The sequence below is a fragment of the Arachnia propionica genome, assembly GCF_003932785.1.
GTDB lineage: Bacteria > Actinomycetota > Actinomycetes > Propionibacteriales > Propionibacteriaceae > Arachnia > Arachnia propionica_B.
The window spans coordinates 45,323-58,753 of the sequence record NZ_RQYT01000011.1; the positions used below are offsets into that span (position 1 = coordinate 45,323).

The 13,431-nt window shown below is 68.0% G+C and carries 12 protein-coding genes; 6 read left to right on the plus strand and 6 right to left on the minus strand.

Features of this window, described 5'->3' with window-relative positions; genetic code table 11:
* Positions 1-45 precede the first annotated feature (45 nt).
* From EII35_RS06795 to EII35_RS16630, 6 genes are all read right to left on the minus strand, one after another.
* The gene (locus EII35_RS06795; RefSeq protein WP_125227709.1) at positions 46-1,491 is read right to left on the minus strand and encodes a catalase; all 1,446 of its coding nucleotides are present in this window, start codon (positions 1,489-1,491) and stop codon (positions 46-48) included.
* A complete protein-coding gene (locus tag EII35_RS06800) occupies positions 1,488-1,925 on the minus strand; it encodes a Fur family transcriptional regulator (protein ID WP_125227710.1) in 438 nt (145 codons plus the stop codon). Before EII35_RS06800 ends, EII35_RS06795 begins: the two co-directional genes overlap by 4 nt.
* Before the next feature lie 62 nt (positions 1,926-1,987).
* The gene (gene gatB / locus EII35_RS06805) at positions 1,988-3,484 is read right to left on the minus strand and encodes an Asp-tRNA(Asn)/Glu-tRNA(Gln) amidotransferase subunit GatB (RefSeq protein WP_125227711.1); all 1,497 of its coding nucleotides are present in this window, start codon (positions 3,482-3,484) and stop codon (positions 1,988-1,990) included.
* Complete coding sequence (gene gatA / locus EII35_RS06810; protein ID WP_125227712.1) at positions 3,481-4,992, minus strand: Asp-tRNA(Asn)/Glu-tRNA(Gln) amidotransferase subunit GatA; 1,512 nt, start codon at positions 4,990-4,992, stop codon at positions 3,481-3,483. The genes gatB and gatA overlap by 4 nt, the downstream gene beginning before the upstream one ends.
* Positions 4,993-4,995: 3 nt before the next feature.
* Positions 4,996-5,289 (minus strand): Asp-tRNA(Asn)/Glu-tRNA(Gln) amidotransferase subunit GatC, encoded by a 294-nt coding sequence (gene gatC / locus EII35_RS06815; protein ID WP_125227713.1) that lies wholly within the window; start codon positions 5,287-5,289, stop codon positions 4,996-4,998.
* A 47-nt stretch (positions 5,290-5,336) separates the two neighbouring features.
* The gene (locus tag EII35_RS16630; RefSeq protein ID WP_221739692.1) at positions 5,337-6,074 is read right to left on the minus strand and encodes a FadR/GntR family transcriptional regulator; all 738 of its coding nucleotides are present in this window, start codon (positions 6,072-6,074) and stop codon (positions 5,337-5,339) included.
* A 148-nt stretch (positions 6,075-6,222) separates the two neighbouring features.
* On the opposite strand from EII35_RS16630, the gene EII35_RS06825 reads away from it, so the two are divergent.
* From EII35_RS06825 to EII35_RS06850, 6 genes are all read left to right on the plus strand, one after another.
* Positions 6,223-7,857, plus strand: coding sequence for an ABC transporter substrate-binding protein (locus tag EII35_RS06825; protein WP_125227714.1), 1,635 nt, complete (start codon positions 6,223-6,225; stop codon positions 7,855-7,857).
* A 71-nt stretch (positions 7,858-7,928) separates the two neighbouring features.
* A complete protein-coding gene (locus tag EII35_RS06830; protein ID WP_125227715.1) occupies positions 7,929-8,927 on the plus strand; it encodes an ABC transporter permease in 999 nt (332 codons plus the stop codon).
* Positions 8,927-11,011: a dipeptide/oligopeptide/nickel ABC transporter permease/ATP-binding protein gene (locus EII35_RS06835; RefSeq protein WP_125227716.1), complete on the plus strand. Its 2,085-nt coding sequence runs from the start codon at positions 8,927-8,929 to the stop codon at positions 11,009-11,011. Before EII35_RS06830 ends, EII35_RS06835 begins: the two co-directional genes overlap by 1 nt.
* Entirely contained in the window at positions 11,004-11,807 is an 804-nt protein-coding gene (locus EII35_RS06840; protein WP_125227717.1) for an ATP-binding cassette domain-containing protein, read from the plus strand. Before EII35_RS06835 ends, EII35_RS06840 begins: the two co-directional genes overlap by 8 nt.
* Positions 11,804-12,724, plus strand: a complete 921-nt coding sequence (locus EII35_RS06845; protein ID WP_125227718.1) for a dihydrodipicolinate synthase family protein — start codon at positions 11,804-11,806, stop codon at positions 12,722-12,724. Before EII35_RS06840 ends, EII35_RS06845 begins: the two co-directional genes overlap by 4 nt.
* Positions 12,721-13,401, plus strand: a complete 681-nt coding sequence (locus tag EII35_RS06850) for an N-acetylmannosamine-6-phosphate 2-epimerase (protein WP_125227719.1) — start codon at positions 12,721-12,723, stop codon at positions 13,399-13,401. Before EII35_RS06845 ends, EII35_RS06850 begins: the two co-directional genes overlap by 4 nt.
* Positions 13,402-13,431 lie beyond the last annotated feature (30 nt).

Sequence of the window (13,431 nt, forward strand, 5' to 3'; positions counted from 1 at the left end):
GTTGCTCGGCGGGACCTCGGGGTCCCGCCGAGCAACATGGGAAGATCACATCCGGAACTTGGCCTCGATGGCCGCACCGACCTCGGCATCAATGTTCTTCCAGTACTGGAAGACCCGGCCGAGCACCGGCTCGTTCACACCCGCCAGCGACCCCACGACGGTCTCGACGAGGCGCTCCCGCTGGGCGTCGTCGTAGACCTCGCGCACCAGGGTGTGGGCCTGGCCGAAGTCGTCGTCCTCCGCATGGAGGGTGTAGGCGGAGCGCACGAGCGCACCGTCAGCCTCCCAACCGTTGTCCGCCGGCCCCTGCGTCTCGGCGTAGGGACGGCCGAAGGAGTTCGGCGCGTACACGGGGGAGGCTCCGGTGTGGACGTACTCCATGTTCGCCTGCGAGGCGTAGTTGTTCACCGGGCACACCGGCTGGTTGACGGGCAGCTGGTGGAAGTTCGCACCGATCCGGGCCCGCTGGGCATCCGGGTAGGCGAAGACGCGGGCCATGAGCATCTTGTCCGGCGAGATCCCCGTTCCGGGCACCATGTTCGAGGGGCTGAATGCGGCCTGCTCGATCTCGGCGAAGAAGTTGGTCGGGTTCTCGTTGAGTTCGAGACGGCCGACCTCGATGCGCGGGTAGTCCTTCAGCGACCAGACCTTGGTGAGGTCGAACGGGTTGAAGCGGTAGTCCTTGGCCTCGGCGTAGGGCATCACCTGGACGTGGAGGGTCCAGCTGGGGAACTCCCCCTTGGCGATGGAGTCGAACAGGTCGCGGCGGTGGAACTCAGCGTCCACACCCGCCATCTCCGTCGCCTCGGCGCCGGTCATGTTCTCGACACCCTGGTTGCTGAGGAAGTGGTACTTGACCCAGAACTTCTCCCCCTCAGCGTTGACCCACATGTAGGTGTGGGAGCCGTAGCCGTTCATGTGGCGCCAGGTGCGGGGAAGACCCCGATCACCCATGAGGTAGGACACCTGGTGGGCGCTCTCGGGGGACAGGGTCCAGAAGTCCCACTGCATCTCGGCGTCACGCAGCCCGGAGGCAGGCATGCGCTTCTGGGAGCGGATGAAGTGCGGGAACTTCATGGGGTCGCGGAGGAAGAACACCGGGGTGTTGTTGCCGACGATGTCGAGATTGCCCTCGGTGCTGTAGAAGCGCACCGAGAAACCGCGCACGTCGCGCCACGTGTCCGGGGACCCCTGCTCACCGGCGACGGTGGAGAACCGCAGCAGGGACCGGGTCGTGGCACCCGGCTGGAACACGGCCGCCTTGGTGTAGGCGGAGACATCACCGGTGACGGTGAAGGTTCCGAATGCACCAGCCCCCTTGGCATGGGGGCTGCGCTCCGGGACCCGCTCCCGGTTGAAGTGGGCGAGCTGCTCCACGAGGTGGACGTCGTGGAGGACGATCGGGCCGTCTGGCCCGACTGTCAGCGAGTGGGAGTCACTCTGGACGGGGGATCCGTTGAGATGGGTGGACGGGGTCTCGTTGGCGTTCATGCCGTTCCTTCCGCTTCGAGGCAGGCGGGGCAGGTGCCCCAGTAGATGACCTCAGCCTCCTCCACACGGAAGCCCGCGGAATCCACCGGTTCCAGACAGGGAGCCGCCCCGATGTGGCAGGCGACGTCCCTGAGCTCACCGCAGCTGCGGCACTTCAGGTGGTGGTGGTTGTCGCCCGTGGCCAACTCGAACCGGGGCGCGGACCCGGCCGGCTCCACGCGACGGATCAGGCCGGCCCCGTGGAGGGCGGCGAGCACATCGTAGGTGGCCTGGACAGAGAGAGATCCGGTCCTGCTGATGACGAGATCGCGCGTCTGTTCGATGGTGGCATGGGGGCATTCCGCCAGGGCCTCGAGGACCCCCAGCCGCGCCGACGTGACCCTCAGGCCAGCCGAACGCAGCGAGGCCGCGTGGTCAGAGACGGTTGAGGACATGGTGTCACTCTAGCCCTTTTCTGGAAGAATTCCAAAAAGCGTAGTCATCAAGTGAGACCGGTTCAGCTGGACTCCCCCACCCGCTCCAACAACAGTTCCCTCACCCGGGCCGCATCGGCCTGGCCGCGCATGGCCTTCATGACCTGCCCGATGATGGCCCCGGCCGCGGCGACCTTCCCGCCCCGGATCTTCGCCACGATGTCGGGATTCGCGGCGATGGCCTCGTCCACCGCGGCCGTGAGGGCCCCCTCGTCGGAGACGACCTTGAGCCCACGCCTCGCCACGACCTCGGCCGGGGATCCCTCCCCCGCTATGACGCCGTCGAAGACGGCACGGGCCAGCTTGTCCGTCAGCTCCCCCGCGTCGACAAGGGCCTGGGTGGCGGCGACATCGGCAGGGCTCACCCCGAGTTCCTCCAGTTCCACCCCGGACTCGTTCGCGCGGCGGGCCAGCTCGGACATCCACCATTTCCGCGAAGCCTGGGGGCTGGCCCCGGCGGCCACCGTCGCCTCGATGAGGTCCAGTGCCCCCGCGGCCACGATGGCCTGCATCGTGCGGTCATCGACCTCCCATTCCTGCGCCAACCGCCGACGACGCTGCGCGGGCGGCTCGGGCAGGGTGGCGCGGAGTTCCTCGATCCACTCGGCCGACGGCGCAATCGGGACAAGATCCGGCTCCGCGAAGTAGCGGTAGTCCTGGGCCTCCTCCTTCGAGCGCCCCGGGCTGGTCGACCCGTCGGCCTCGTGGAAGTGACGGGTCTCCTGGATCACCGACCCTCCCGACGCGAGGATGGCCGCCTGCCTGCGCATCTCATGGGTGACGGCCCGTTCGATGGAGCGCAGCGAGTTCACGTTCTTCGTCTCCGTGCGGGTGCCGAGCTGCGAATCCCCCTTCAGGGCGAGCGAGACGTTGGCATCACAGCGGAGGCTCCCCTGCTCCATCCGCACGTCGGAGACGTCGAGGGCGCGCATGAGATCCCGCAGGTGGGCGACATAGGCCCTCGCCACCTGGGGGGCCTTCGCCCCGGTCCCGAGGATCGGGCGGGTGACGATCTCGATCAGCGGCATCCCGGCACGGTTGTAGTCAACCACGGAGTAGTCGGCCCCGTGGATTCGACCGCTCGACCCGACGTGGGTGAGCTTGCCGGCGTCCTCCTCCATGTGGGCCCGTTCGATCTCGATGACGAAGACCTCCCCGTCGACCTCCACCTCGACCCGACCGTCATGGGCGATGGGTTCGTCGTACTGTGAGGTCTGGAAGTTCTTCGTCATGTCCGGATAGAAGTAGTTCTTCCTCGCGAATCGCCCCCAGGGGGCGATCTCACAGCCCAGCGCCAGACCGATGCGGATGGCCGATTCCACCGCCTTGGCATTGACGACGGGCAGCGCACCGGGCAGTCCGAGGCACACCGGGCAGGTCTGGGTGTTGGGCTCCGCCCCGAAGGTCGTCGCACAGCCACAGAACATCTTCGACGCCGTGTTGAGCTCTACGTGCACCTCGAGCCCGAGGGCCGGGTCGAAGCGCTCGAGCACCTCGTCGTAGTCCATGAGTTCGCTCATCGCCACACCGCCTTGGATCCGGGAAGGGCGGCGGCCCTGGCCAGCAGCGGCCCGCCCTGTGATTCGAGTCGCGTCTCGAGGAACCCCCCGACACGGTAGAGCCGGTCGTCCGCCAGGGGCGGCGCGACCACCTGGAGACCCACCGGGAGCCCTTCGGAGCTGAGCCCGACCGGGAAACTGGCGGCCGCGTTGCCCGCCAGGTTGGACGGGATGGTGCACAGATCGGCCCGGTACATCGCCATCGGGTCGCTCATCCGCTCCCCCAGCCGGAAGGCCACGGTGGGCGTGGTCGGCGTGACGAGCACGTCGCAGACCTCGAAGGCCCGCTCGAAGTCCCGCGCCACCAAGGTGCGCACCTTCTGCGCGGACCCGTAGTACTGGTCGTGGTATCCGCTGGACAGGGCGTAGGTGCCGATGATGAGGCGGCGCTTGGCCTCGCGCCCGAATCCCTGCCCCCGGGTGAGGGAGGTGACGGCCTCCATGCCGTTGCTGCCGTCATCACCCAGACGCAGACCGTAGCGGACCGCGTCGAAGCGGGCGAGGTTGGAGGACAGCTCCGCAGGCATGATGAGGTAGTAGGCGGCCAGGGCGTGCTCGAAGCTCGGACAGGAGACCTCGACCACCTCTGCGCCGGCCTCCTCGAGCCATGCCACCGCCTCACCGAAGCGGGCCTCGACATCGGCCTCGTAGCCGTCCCCGGCCAGTTCCTTCACCACACCCACCCGGAGACCGGAGACGTCACGACGGTGCGCCGCCGCCACGATTGCGGGAAGGGGCTCGGCGATCGAGGTCGCATCCATGGGATCGTGGCCGCCCATGACCTCATGCAGCAGTGCGGCATCAACCACGGACCGGGTCACGGGTCCGGGTTGGTCCAGGGAGGAGGCCATGGCGACGACCCCGTAGCGGGACACGCCGCCATAGGTCGGCTTCACCCCGATGGTTCCCGTCACCGCGCCGGGCTGGCGGATGGACCCACCCGTGTCGGAGCCGAGCGCCAAGGGGGCCATGCAGGCGGCGACGGCGGCAGCCGACCCCCCACCGGAACCGCCGGGGATCCGCTCCAGGTCCCAAGGGTTGCGGGTGGGGCCGAAGGCGGAGGTCTCCGTGGAGGAGCCCATCGCGAACTCGTCCATGTTCGTCTTGCCGAGCAACACCAGTCCGGCCGCCCTCAGGCGGGCCACGACGGTGGCCTCGTAGGGAGGCACCCAACCCTCGAGCATCCGCGAGCCGCAGGTGGTCGGCATGCCGAGGGTGCAGAAGTTGTCCTTGACCGCGATGGGCACACCGTCCAACAGCGACAGTCGCTGGCCGGCCTCGCGACGACGATCGGCCGCGGCGGCGGCCTCGAGGGCCTCGTCGGCGGCGACGTGGAGGAAAGCGTTGAGGTCACCGTTGAGCGCCTCGATCTGGTCCAGGTGGGCGCGGGTCACCTCGACGGAGTTGGTCTCCCCCGTTGCGATGAGCTCCGCCAGTTCATGCGCGGATCGGGTCAGCAGATCACTCATGGCTCAGTCCTCACTCAGGATCCGCGGGACACGGAAGCGCCCCTCCTCGACGTCGGGTGCGCCCGCGAGAACGGCCTCAACCGGGAGGCTGGGGCGCACCTCGTCGGGACGCATCACGTTGGTCAGGGGCAGGGCGTGCGTCATGAGCGGCACGTCAGGACCCACCACCTCGGCCACGCGGGACACCGAGGTGAGGATGACGTCCAGCTCCGGGGCGAGTTCAGCACACTCTGCTTCCGTCAGATCGAGTCGTGCGAGCCCAGCGAGCCGCGCGACCTCCTCAGCGGTCAGGGCCACGATTCCTCCAGGGATGTCTCGACCCACGGGCGTGGGCCGAGGTCATCCTAGCTGTCGACGCTGACGTCGAGCACCCTGCAGAGTGGCTCGTAGTGCTGCAGCACTGCCCGCCGATAGGCCGCAACGTCACCGGCCTCGGCGGCCTGGAGCATGTCGCCGTGGGTCCGGGCGGTCGACTCGATGTCATCGGGTGCAGGAATGGACAGTTGGGGCAGCACCGCGCTGTGGACGTCCCAGAAGGCCGCCACGAGCTGGGAGGCGATGTCGAGTCCGGTCCGTTTGAGCAGCGTGGTGTGGAACTCGCGGTCCTCCTCGGCGAAGGAACGCCTCTCCTCCGCGGCCACGACCATGGTGGCCACGAGTTCGTGCAGTTCTGCGTTCTCCGTACCCTTGAGCCGGGAGCACACGCGTTCGGCCACGCTGAGGTCAAGACTCTGCCGCACCTCCAGGACCTCGCGCAACGCCCGGAAGTCGTCCCCCGGCACCAGCACGGCCCGGAAGACCAGCGTCTCCACCAGGGGCTGCAGCGAGGCCTCCCCGACGAAGGTGCCGCGACCGTGCTTGACCTCCACGATCTCCAAGGTGTTGAGCATGCGGATGGCCTCACGGACGGAGCTGCGGGAGACCCCCAGACGTTCGCACAGCTCGGCCTCGCTGGGCAACGGATCCCCGGGCCGCAGGTTGCTGGCGATGATGAACTGCTTGATCTGGCTGGCCGTCTGACGGGCCAGGGTCCTTCCGTCGCGGGCACCACGCCTGGCGCTCTCGAGCCGTTCCAACCTCATGGCCCTACCTGTCCTCCGAAAGGATTGTTCAAATCTGTCGATCGTGACCGAATCGTGACATGGCGGTCGTTGAACGACGCCTGTTGATGTGCTTAGTATATCCACAACGTCAGTCATCAGACGTCTGAACATTGTTAGGAGTTCAACGATGCATCTCCCCCAGGAGAACAGCTTCACCCGCCGCTCGTTCGTCAAGCTGCTCGGCGCCACGAGCGCGGCTGCAGGCATCGCGGCTGGCCTGGCGGCCTGCGGCACCACCACGAAGCAGGGCGACGCGAAGACGTCCACCCCCGGCTCCACCGGTGCCGCCCCCTCCGCCACCAAGGGTGACGGCACGATCACTGCCGGCATCTCCTACGAGCTCGGCACGAACGGTTACGACCCCATGACCACCACCGCGGCCCTCACCGTCGCCGCGAACTGGCACACGATGGAGGGACTCACCGAACTCCACCCCGACACCCGCGAGGTGTACCCGGCACTCGGCAAGGAACTGCCCAAGCAGATCGACGACACCACCTGGGAGGTCGCGCTGCGTGACGGCGCCGTCTTCACCAATGGCGAGAAGGTCACCACCGACGACGTCGTGTTCTCCTTCGAGCGGGTGCTCAACCCCGAGAACAAGTCGCTCTACGCGGCCTTCCTGCCCTTCCTGGAGTCGGTGACCAAGAAGGACGACACCACCGTCGTCGTCAAGACCAAGTACGCCTTCTCCCTCGTCCCCGAGCGCCTGTCGGTGGTCAAGGTCGTCCCGAAGGCGGCCGTCGAGGCCGACGCCAAGGCCTTCGACCTCAACCCCGTCGGCACCGGCCCGTGGAAGATGACCGACAACGGCGCCGCCTCGAAGAAGATCCTCTTCGAGCGCAACGACGCCTACACCGGCCCCCGCCCGGCCCTGGCCAAGAGCATGGTCTGGGAGATCCTTCCCGACAACGCCACCCGCGTGAACGCCATCTCCTCCGACTCCGTCCAGGCCATCGACGCGGTGCCGGCCACGGACCTCGCCACCCTCGGTTCGTCGAAGAAGGTCGCCGCCGAGCAGGGCTTCGGTCTGGTCTTCATGATGTTCAACTGCGGCTCCGCCCCCATGAACGACGTGAAGAACCGTCAGGCGATGCTCTACGCCCTCGACATCGAGAAGATCTGCAAGACGGGCATGAGCGACCTCGCCACCCCCGCCACCTGCTTCGTGCAGCAGGAGCACCCCGCCTACAAGAAGGCCGCGACGGTCTACACCCAGGACCAGGAGAAGGCCAAGGCCCTCCTCGCCGAGACCGGGCTCACCGCCGTGCGTCTCCTCTGCTCCGACCACGGCTGGTTCTCCGCGGTCCGCCCGATCATCAAGGAATCCCTGGAGGCCGTCGGGCTGACGGTCACCTACGAGGAGAAGAAGTCCTCGGACGTCTACGGCACCATCGACGGCAAGCCCGAGGCCTACGACATCGTCGTGGCCCCCGGCGATCCGTCGGTCTTCGGCGACGACGCGGACCTGCTGCTGCGCTGGTGGTACGCCGGCGACACCTGGACCGACTCCCGCATGCACTGGAAGGGTCAGGAGTCCTACACCAAGGTGCAGACCCTGCTGGAGGAGGCCGGCGCCGCCACGGGAGACGCCCAGAAGGCCAAGTGGCACGAGATCTTCGACGTTGTCGCGGAGAACGTTCCGCTCTACCCGCTGTTCCACCGCAAGACGCCCACCGCGTACGACGACAAGACGCTGACCGACTTCAAGCCGATCGCCATCACCGGCCTGTCCTTCATCGACGTTTCCAGCTCCAAGTGATGTGAGCACCGGGGGGTCCGACGCATTGCGCGTCCGGACCCCCCGCCACGTCCAACCAAGGAAATCACCCCATGTCCACCTTTCTCCGTCTCCTCGGCAGACGACTCCTGGTGCTCCCCCTGATGGTGGTCGGCGTCACGTTCCTCGTCTTCTTCGTGATGTCCTTCTCCACGGCGGATCCGGCCCGTCTGGCCCTCGGTGAATCAGCGGATGCCGCGGCCCTCGAGGCCTACCGCGAGACCCACGGGCTGAACCGGCCCCTGCTGGTGCGGTTCGGCGACTACCTCTGGCGCCTGGTCACCCCCGAGGTCTCGTTCAACCCCTTCCACGTCAAGATCAACCTGGGCGAGTCCTTCACCGGCACCGACATCTACTCCATGGTGGAGACCGCCTTCCCCATCACCCTCCAGCTGACGTTCCTCGGCCTGCTCATCGCCGTCGTCCTCGCCGGCGTCCTCGGTGTCGTGGCGGCCCTCTACCGGGACCGCTGGCCCGATCAGGTCATCCGCGTCTTCTCGATCGCGTGCCTCGCCACCCCGTCGTTCTGGTTGGCCCTGCTGCTCATCCAGTGGTTGGGCAACATTCCGGGTGGCGCCAGCGTCTTCCCCGCCGTCATCACCGAATGGGTCGGGCTGTTCGAGGACCCCGCCCGGTACATCGACCAGGTGACCCTGCCCGCCATCGCCCTCGGGGTGCCCGTGGCGGGTTCGCTCACCCGGGTGGTCCGCACCGCGATGGTGGAGGAGCTCGACCGCGACTACGTCCGCACGGCCATCGGCGCCGGCATCCCGAAGCACGTCGTCGTGGCACGCAATGTCCTGCGCAACGCCCTGATCACGCCGATCACCGTCCTCGGCCTGCGGGTCGGCTACCTCATGGGTGGTGCGGTGGTCATCGAGATGATCTTCAACATCAAGGGGATGGGTGACCTCATCTTCCAGGGCATCACGCGCAACGACGTGAACATCGTGCAGGGCGTCACCATCACGGTCGCCGTCGCCTTCATCTTCATCAACATCGTCGTCGACCTGCTCTACGTGCTGGTCAACCCGCGAATCAGGAGCGTGTGATGCTGTCCGCGGAATCCAAGAAGAAGCTCCAGACCCCCGGGCTGCGGCTGCCGAGCCTCAGCGCTCTGCCCATCGGCTCCCGGATCGCGCTCGGCATCCTCGCGCTCGTGGCGCTCATGGCGGTGTTCGCCCCGTGGCTCGCCCCCTTCTCCCCCGACGCCACCGGCCTCGTCCCCGAGGACAAGGTCGTGCAGGTGGAGACCGAGATCGAGGGTGTCGGGAAGCAGCTCATCCCCGACCACTCGATCCCGCCGGATTCGCAGTTCTGGTTCGGCACCGACCAGGGTGGCCGTGACGTCCTGTCCCGCATCATGCACGGTGCCCGGGTCTCCCTGACCGTGGGCCTCGCCGCGACGGGTCTCGCCCTCCTCGTGGCCGCCGTGCTCGGCTCCATCGCCGCGACGGCCAGGAAATGGGTGTCCGAGACCCTCATGCGGGTGCTCGACATCATCATGAGCTTCCCCGGCATCGCGCTGGCGGCCGTCCTCGTGACCGCCCTGTCCTCCCGGGTGTCGAGCATCCTCGTCGTGGTCATCATCTCGATCGCGTTCCTCTACGTCCCCCAGCTCACCCGGGTGGTGCGCGCCAACGTCCTCTCGCAGTTCGGCGAGGACTACGTCGCCGCCTCCAAGGTCATGGGGGCGAGGACCTGGTGGATCCTCGTCAAGCACGTGGCCCGCAACTGCCTCGCACCCATCATGGTGTTCGCCACCGTGCTGGTCGCCGACGCGATCGTCTTCGAGGCCTCGTTGTCCTTCATCGGGACCGGCATCACCTCGGTCAACACGCCGACCTGGGGCAACATGCTCTCCGAGGGCAAGGCCCTGCTGCTGTCCGGACACTGGTGGGTGACCTTCTTCCCCGGTCTGTTCATCCTCATCACCACCCTGTGCCTCAACGTGCTCTCCGAGGGTCTCACCGATGCGCTGGCCAGCCCCCGCATCCGGGTCCGCACCAACGTCGAGGCCGACGAGCTCGCCGCGCAGGGCTCCCGGGACGAGGTCATCGCCGCCGCCCACGCCGCCCAGGCCGCCAAGCTCCGGGAACGTCTCGCGCACCTGCGGACCTCGGAACTCGCCCGTACCGACCGGTTGCAGCTGGCCGACCCCGCGTCGAAGCCCCTGCTCGAGGTGAAGAACCTCTCCATCTCGTTCCCCGGGGCCCACGGTGAGGTCGCCATCGTCGATGACATCTCCTTCACCGTGCGTCCCGGCGAGACCATGGGGCTGGTCGGCGAATCCGGATGCGGCAAGTCGATCACCTCGATGGCGATCATGGGCCTGCTGCCCAGGACGGCCAGGATCGAGGGGCAGATCCTGTTCGACGGCGTCGACCTGCTCACCCTGAACGCCCGCGAGCGCAACGCGTTGCGCGGCCACGAGATGGCGATGATCTACCAGGACGCCCTGAGCTCCCTCAACCCGTCCATGCTCATCCGTTCCCAGATGAAGCAGCTCACGTCCCGCGGCGGGAAGCGTTCCGCCGCGGAACTCCTCGAGCTGGTGGGCCTCGACCCGGTGCGGACCCTGAAGTCCTACCCGCACGAGCTCTCCGGCGGCCAGCGCCAGCGCGTGCTCATCGCCATGGCCCTCACCCGGAACCCCCGCCTCGTGATCGCCGACGAGCCCACCACGGCCCTCGACGTCACGGTCCAGGCCCAGGTCGTGGAGCTCCTCAACGAACTGCGCACCCAGCTGGGCTTCGCCATGGTGTTCGTCAGCCACGACCTCGCGCTGGTCGCCGAGGTGGCCCACCGGATCACCGTCATGTACGCCGGCCAGGTGGTGGAGCAAGCGGCCACCCCCGAGCTGCTCGCCAACCCCGTGCACGAGTACACCCAGGGCCTACTCGGCGCGGTTCTCTCCATCGAGGAGGGGGCCGGCCGGTTGCACCAGGTTCCGGGCACCGTGCCCAGTCCCCGCGAGTTCGTCCCCGGCGACCGCTTCGCGCCACGCAGCTCCCACCCGAGCGTGGGGCTGGAGACCAAGCCCGAGCTCAGGCTCGTCGAGGGAACCGAGGACCACTACTGGGCCACCACCCCCGAACTGCTCGCGGTGTTGAAGAAGGAGGCCACCCATGGCTGAGGCACCCGTCATCGAACTGCGCAACGTGCACGTCATCCACAAGGCGCGCACGGGGAAGCTGTTCCGCCCCAACCTCGTCCATGCCGTCAACGACGTCTCACTCAGCGTCTCCCGCGGTGAGACGGTCGGGATCGTCGGCGAGTCCGGCTGCGGCAAGTCCACCACCGCACGCGTCATGGTGGGGCTGCAGCCCGTCACCAAGGGGGAGATCCTGTTCAAGGGCAGGTCCCTGGGACGCTCCGCCAGGGACCGCGCCGAGTTGGGCCGGTCGGTCTCCGTGGTCTTCCAGGACCCCGCCACCGCCCTCAACCCCCGGCTCACGGTCCGCGAGACCCTGCTGGACCCCTTCCGGGTCCACGGCATCGGGGATCCGGCGTCCCGGCTGACCAGGGTGAAGGAGCTGCTCAACCTGGTCGGTCTCCCGCAGTCCGCCCTCGACGTCCTCCCCCGCCAGATCTCCGGCGGCCAGCGTCAACGCGTCGCCATCGCCCGGGCCCTGGCCCTGGAACCCGACGTCATCATCGCCGACGAACCCACCTCCGCCCTCGACGTCTCGGTCCGCGCGCAGGTGCTCAACCTGCTCACCGACCTCAAGGACCAGCTGGGCCTGGGTCTCGTCTTCATCAGCCACGACATCAACACCGTCCGGTTCATCTCGGATCGGATCGGGGTGATGTTCTTCGGGAAGCTGGTCGAGATGAGTCCGACCGACGAGATCTTCTCGAACCCGAAGGATCCGTACACGAAGAAACTGCTCTCCGCAGTTCCGTCCCTGCTTCAGGAGCCACTGTCATGACCGCCTTCTCCGGCATCATCCCCCCGGTCGTCACCCCCCTTCTCCCGAACGGCGAGGTCGACCACACCTCCCTCGACCGGGTGATCGATCATCTGCTTGACGCGGGCATGGACGGCCTGTTCGTCCTCGGCTCCACCGGCGAGGTCACCTATCTCACCGACGACGAACGCGTCTCCGTCGTGACGGCGATCGCCGCCAGGGTCGGCAAACGGGTGCCGCTCATCGTCGGCTGCATGGAGACCACCGCCCCGCGCGTCATCGACCAGGCCCGGCGCATGGTGGCCGCGGGGGCCGACGCCATCGTCGCCACCGCCCCGTTCTACGCCCTGAACAACGAGAAGGAGATCGCACAGCACTTCCGCCTCATCGCGGCGGCCGTGGACGTCCCGATCTTCGCCTACGACGTCCCGGTGCGTCTCGGCGGCGTGAAGCTCAGCCCGGAGCTCCTGGTGGAGCTGGGACGGGAGGGAGTCATCGCCGGCGTGAAGGACTCCTCCGGCAACGACGTGGCCTTCCGGCGTCTCGTCGCGTTGAACCGGGCGGCCGGATCCCCGCTGCGCCTGTTCACCGGCCACGAGACGGTCAACGAGCTCATGCTGCTCGCCGGGGCCGACGGCCAGGTGCCAGGCTTCGCGAACGTCGACCCGCACGGCTACCGTCGCCTGGCGGACGCCTGCAGTGCCGGGAACTGGGAGGAGGCCGCCAGGATCCAGGAGCAGATCAACGCCGAGTTCGAGATCGTGTTCGCGCCCCGGGGCCGGGGTGGGGATGGTACCGGTGTGGGCGCCTTCAAGATCGCCATGCACCTGCTCGGGATCATCGACCACCCGACCCAGCCCGCCACCCTCGGCGAGTTCTCCGACGAGGACATCACCGCGGTGCGGGAGGTCCTCGTCGCCACGGGGATGCTGAAATGACCGGGATCATCGACGGCATCAAGGGCCGCCTCGTCGTCTCCTGCCAGGCCTATCCGGGTGAGGCCATGCGCCATCCCGAGACGATGGCCCAGGTGGCCCAGGCCTGCGTCAAGGGCGGTGCCGCCGCCATCCGGGTCCAAGGAATCGAGGACATCCGCGCCACGGCGGCCGTCGTCAACGTGCCCGTCATCGGACTGTGGAAGGACGGCGTCGAGGGGGTCTACATCACCCCCACCCTCCGCCACGCCCTGGCCTGTGCGGAGGCGGGCGCCCAGGTGGTCGCGATCGACGCCACCTCCCGCCCCCGGCCCGACGGTTCGAGCTTCACCGACATCGTGGCGGGCCTCAAGGCGCAGTATCCGGACGTGCTGGTCATGGCCGACTGCGGCAGTCTCGACGACTGCCTCCGCGCCGAGGCCGACGGTGCCGACATCATCGGCACGACGCTGGCCGGCTACTCCGGGGAGCGGCCCCGCACCGACGGACCGGACCTCGAGTTGGCGCGGCAGGCCGTGCAGCAGTGCACCCGACCCGTCGTCGTGGAGGGCAGGGTCCACACCCTGGACCAGGCCCGCGCCGTCATGGCGGAGGGAGCCTGGGCGGTGTGCGTCGGCACCGCGATCACGCATCCCACGACGATCACCAGCTGGTTCTCGGACGCCGTCCAGAACAGCTGACAGCCGTGGCCACCGGGTGTGGGCGGCACC

What these genes read in the sequence shown, in the direction of transcription:
- EII35_RS06795 (WP_125227709.1), bottom strand. Translation starts at nt 1,491, where the DNA reads ATGAACGCCAACGAGACCCCGTCCACCCATCTCAACGGATCCCCCGTC.
- EII35_RS06800 (WP_125227710.1), bottom strand. Translation starts at nt 1,925, where the DNA reads ATGTCCTCAACCGTCTCTGACCACGCGGCCTCGCTGCGTTCGGCTGGC.
- gatB (WP_125227711.1), bottom strand. Translation starts at nt 3,484, where the DNA reads ATGAGCGAACTCATGGACTACGACGAGGTGCTCGAGCGCTTCGACCCG.
- gatA (WP_125227712.1), bottom strand. Translation starts at nt 4,992, where the DNA reads ATGAGTGATCTGCTGACCCGATCCGCGCATGAACTGGCGGAGCTCATC.
- EII35_RS16630 (WP_221739692.1), bottom strand. Translation starts at nt 6,074, where the DNA reads ATGAGGTTGGAACGGCTCGAGAGCGCCAGGCGTGGTGCCCGCGACGGA.
- EII35_RS06825 (WP_125227714.1), top strand. Translation starts at nt 6,223, where the DNA reads ATGCATCTCCCCCAGGAGAACAGCTTCACCCGCCGCTCGTTCGTCAAG.
- EII35_RS06830 (WP_125227715.1), top strand. Translation starts at nt 7,929, where the DNA reads ATGTCCACCTTTCTCCGTCTCCTCGGCAGACGACTCCTGGTGCTCCCC.
- EII35_RS06835 (WP_125227716.1), top strand. Translation starts at nt 8,927, where the DNA reads ATGCTGTCCGCGGAATCCAAGAAGAAGCTCCAGACCCCCGGGCTGCGG.
- EII35_RS06840 (WP_125227717.1), top strand. Translation starts at nt 11,004, where the DNA reads ATGGCTGAGGCACCCGTCATCGAACTGCGCAACGTGCACGTCATCCAC.
- EII35_RS06845 (WP_125227718.1), top strand. Translation starts at nt 11,804, where the DNA reads ATGACCGCCTTCTCCGGCATCATCCCCCCGGTCGTCACCCCCCTTCTC.
- EII35_RS06850 (WP_125227719.1), top strand. Translation starts at nt 12,721, where the DNA reads ATGACCGGGATCATCGACGGCATCAAGGGCCGCCTCGTCGTCTCCTGC.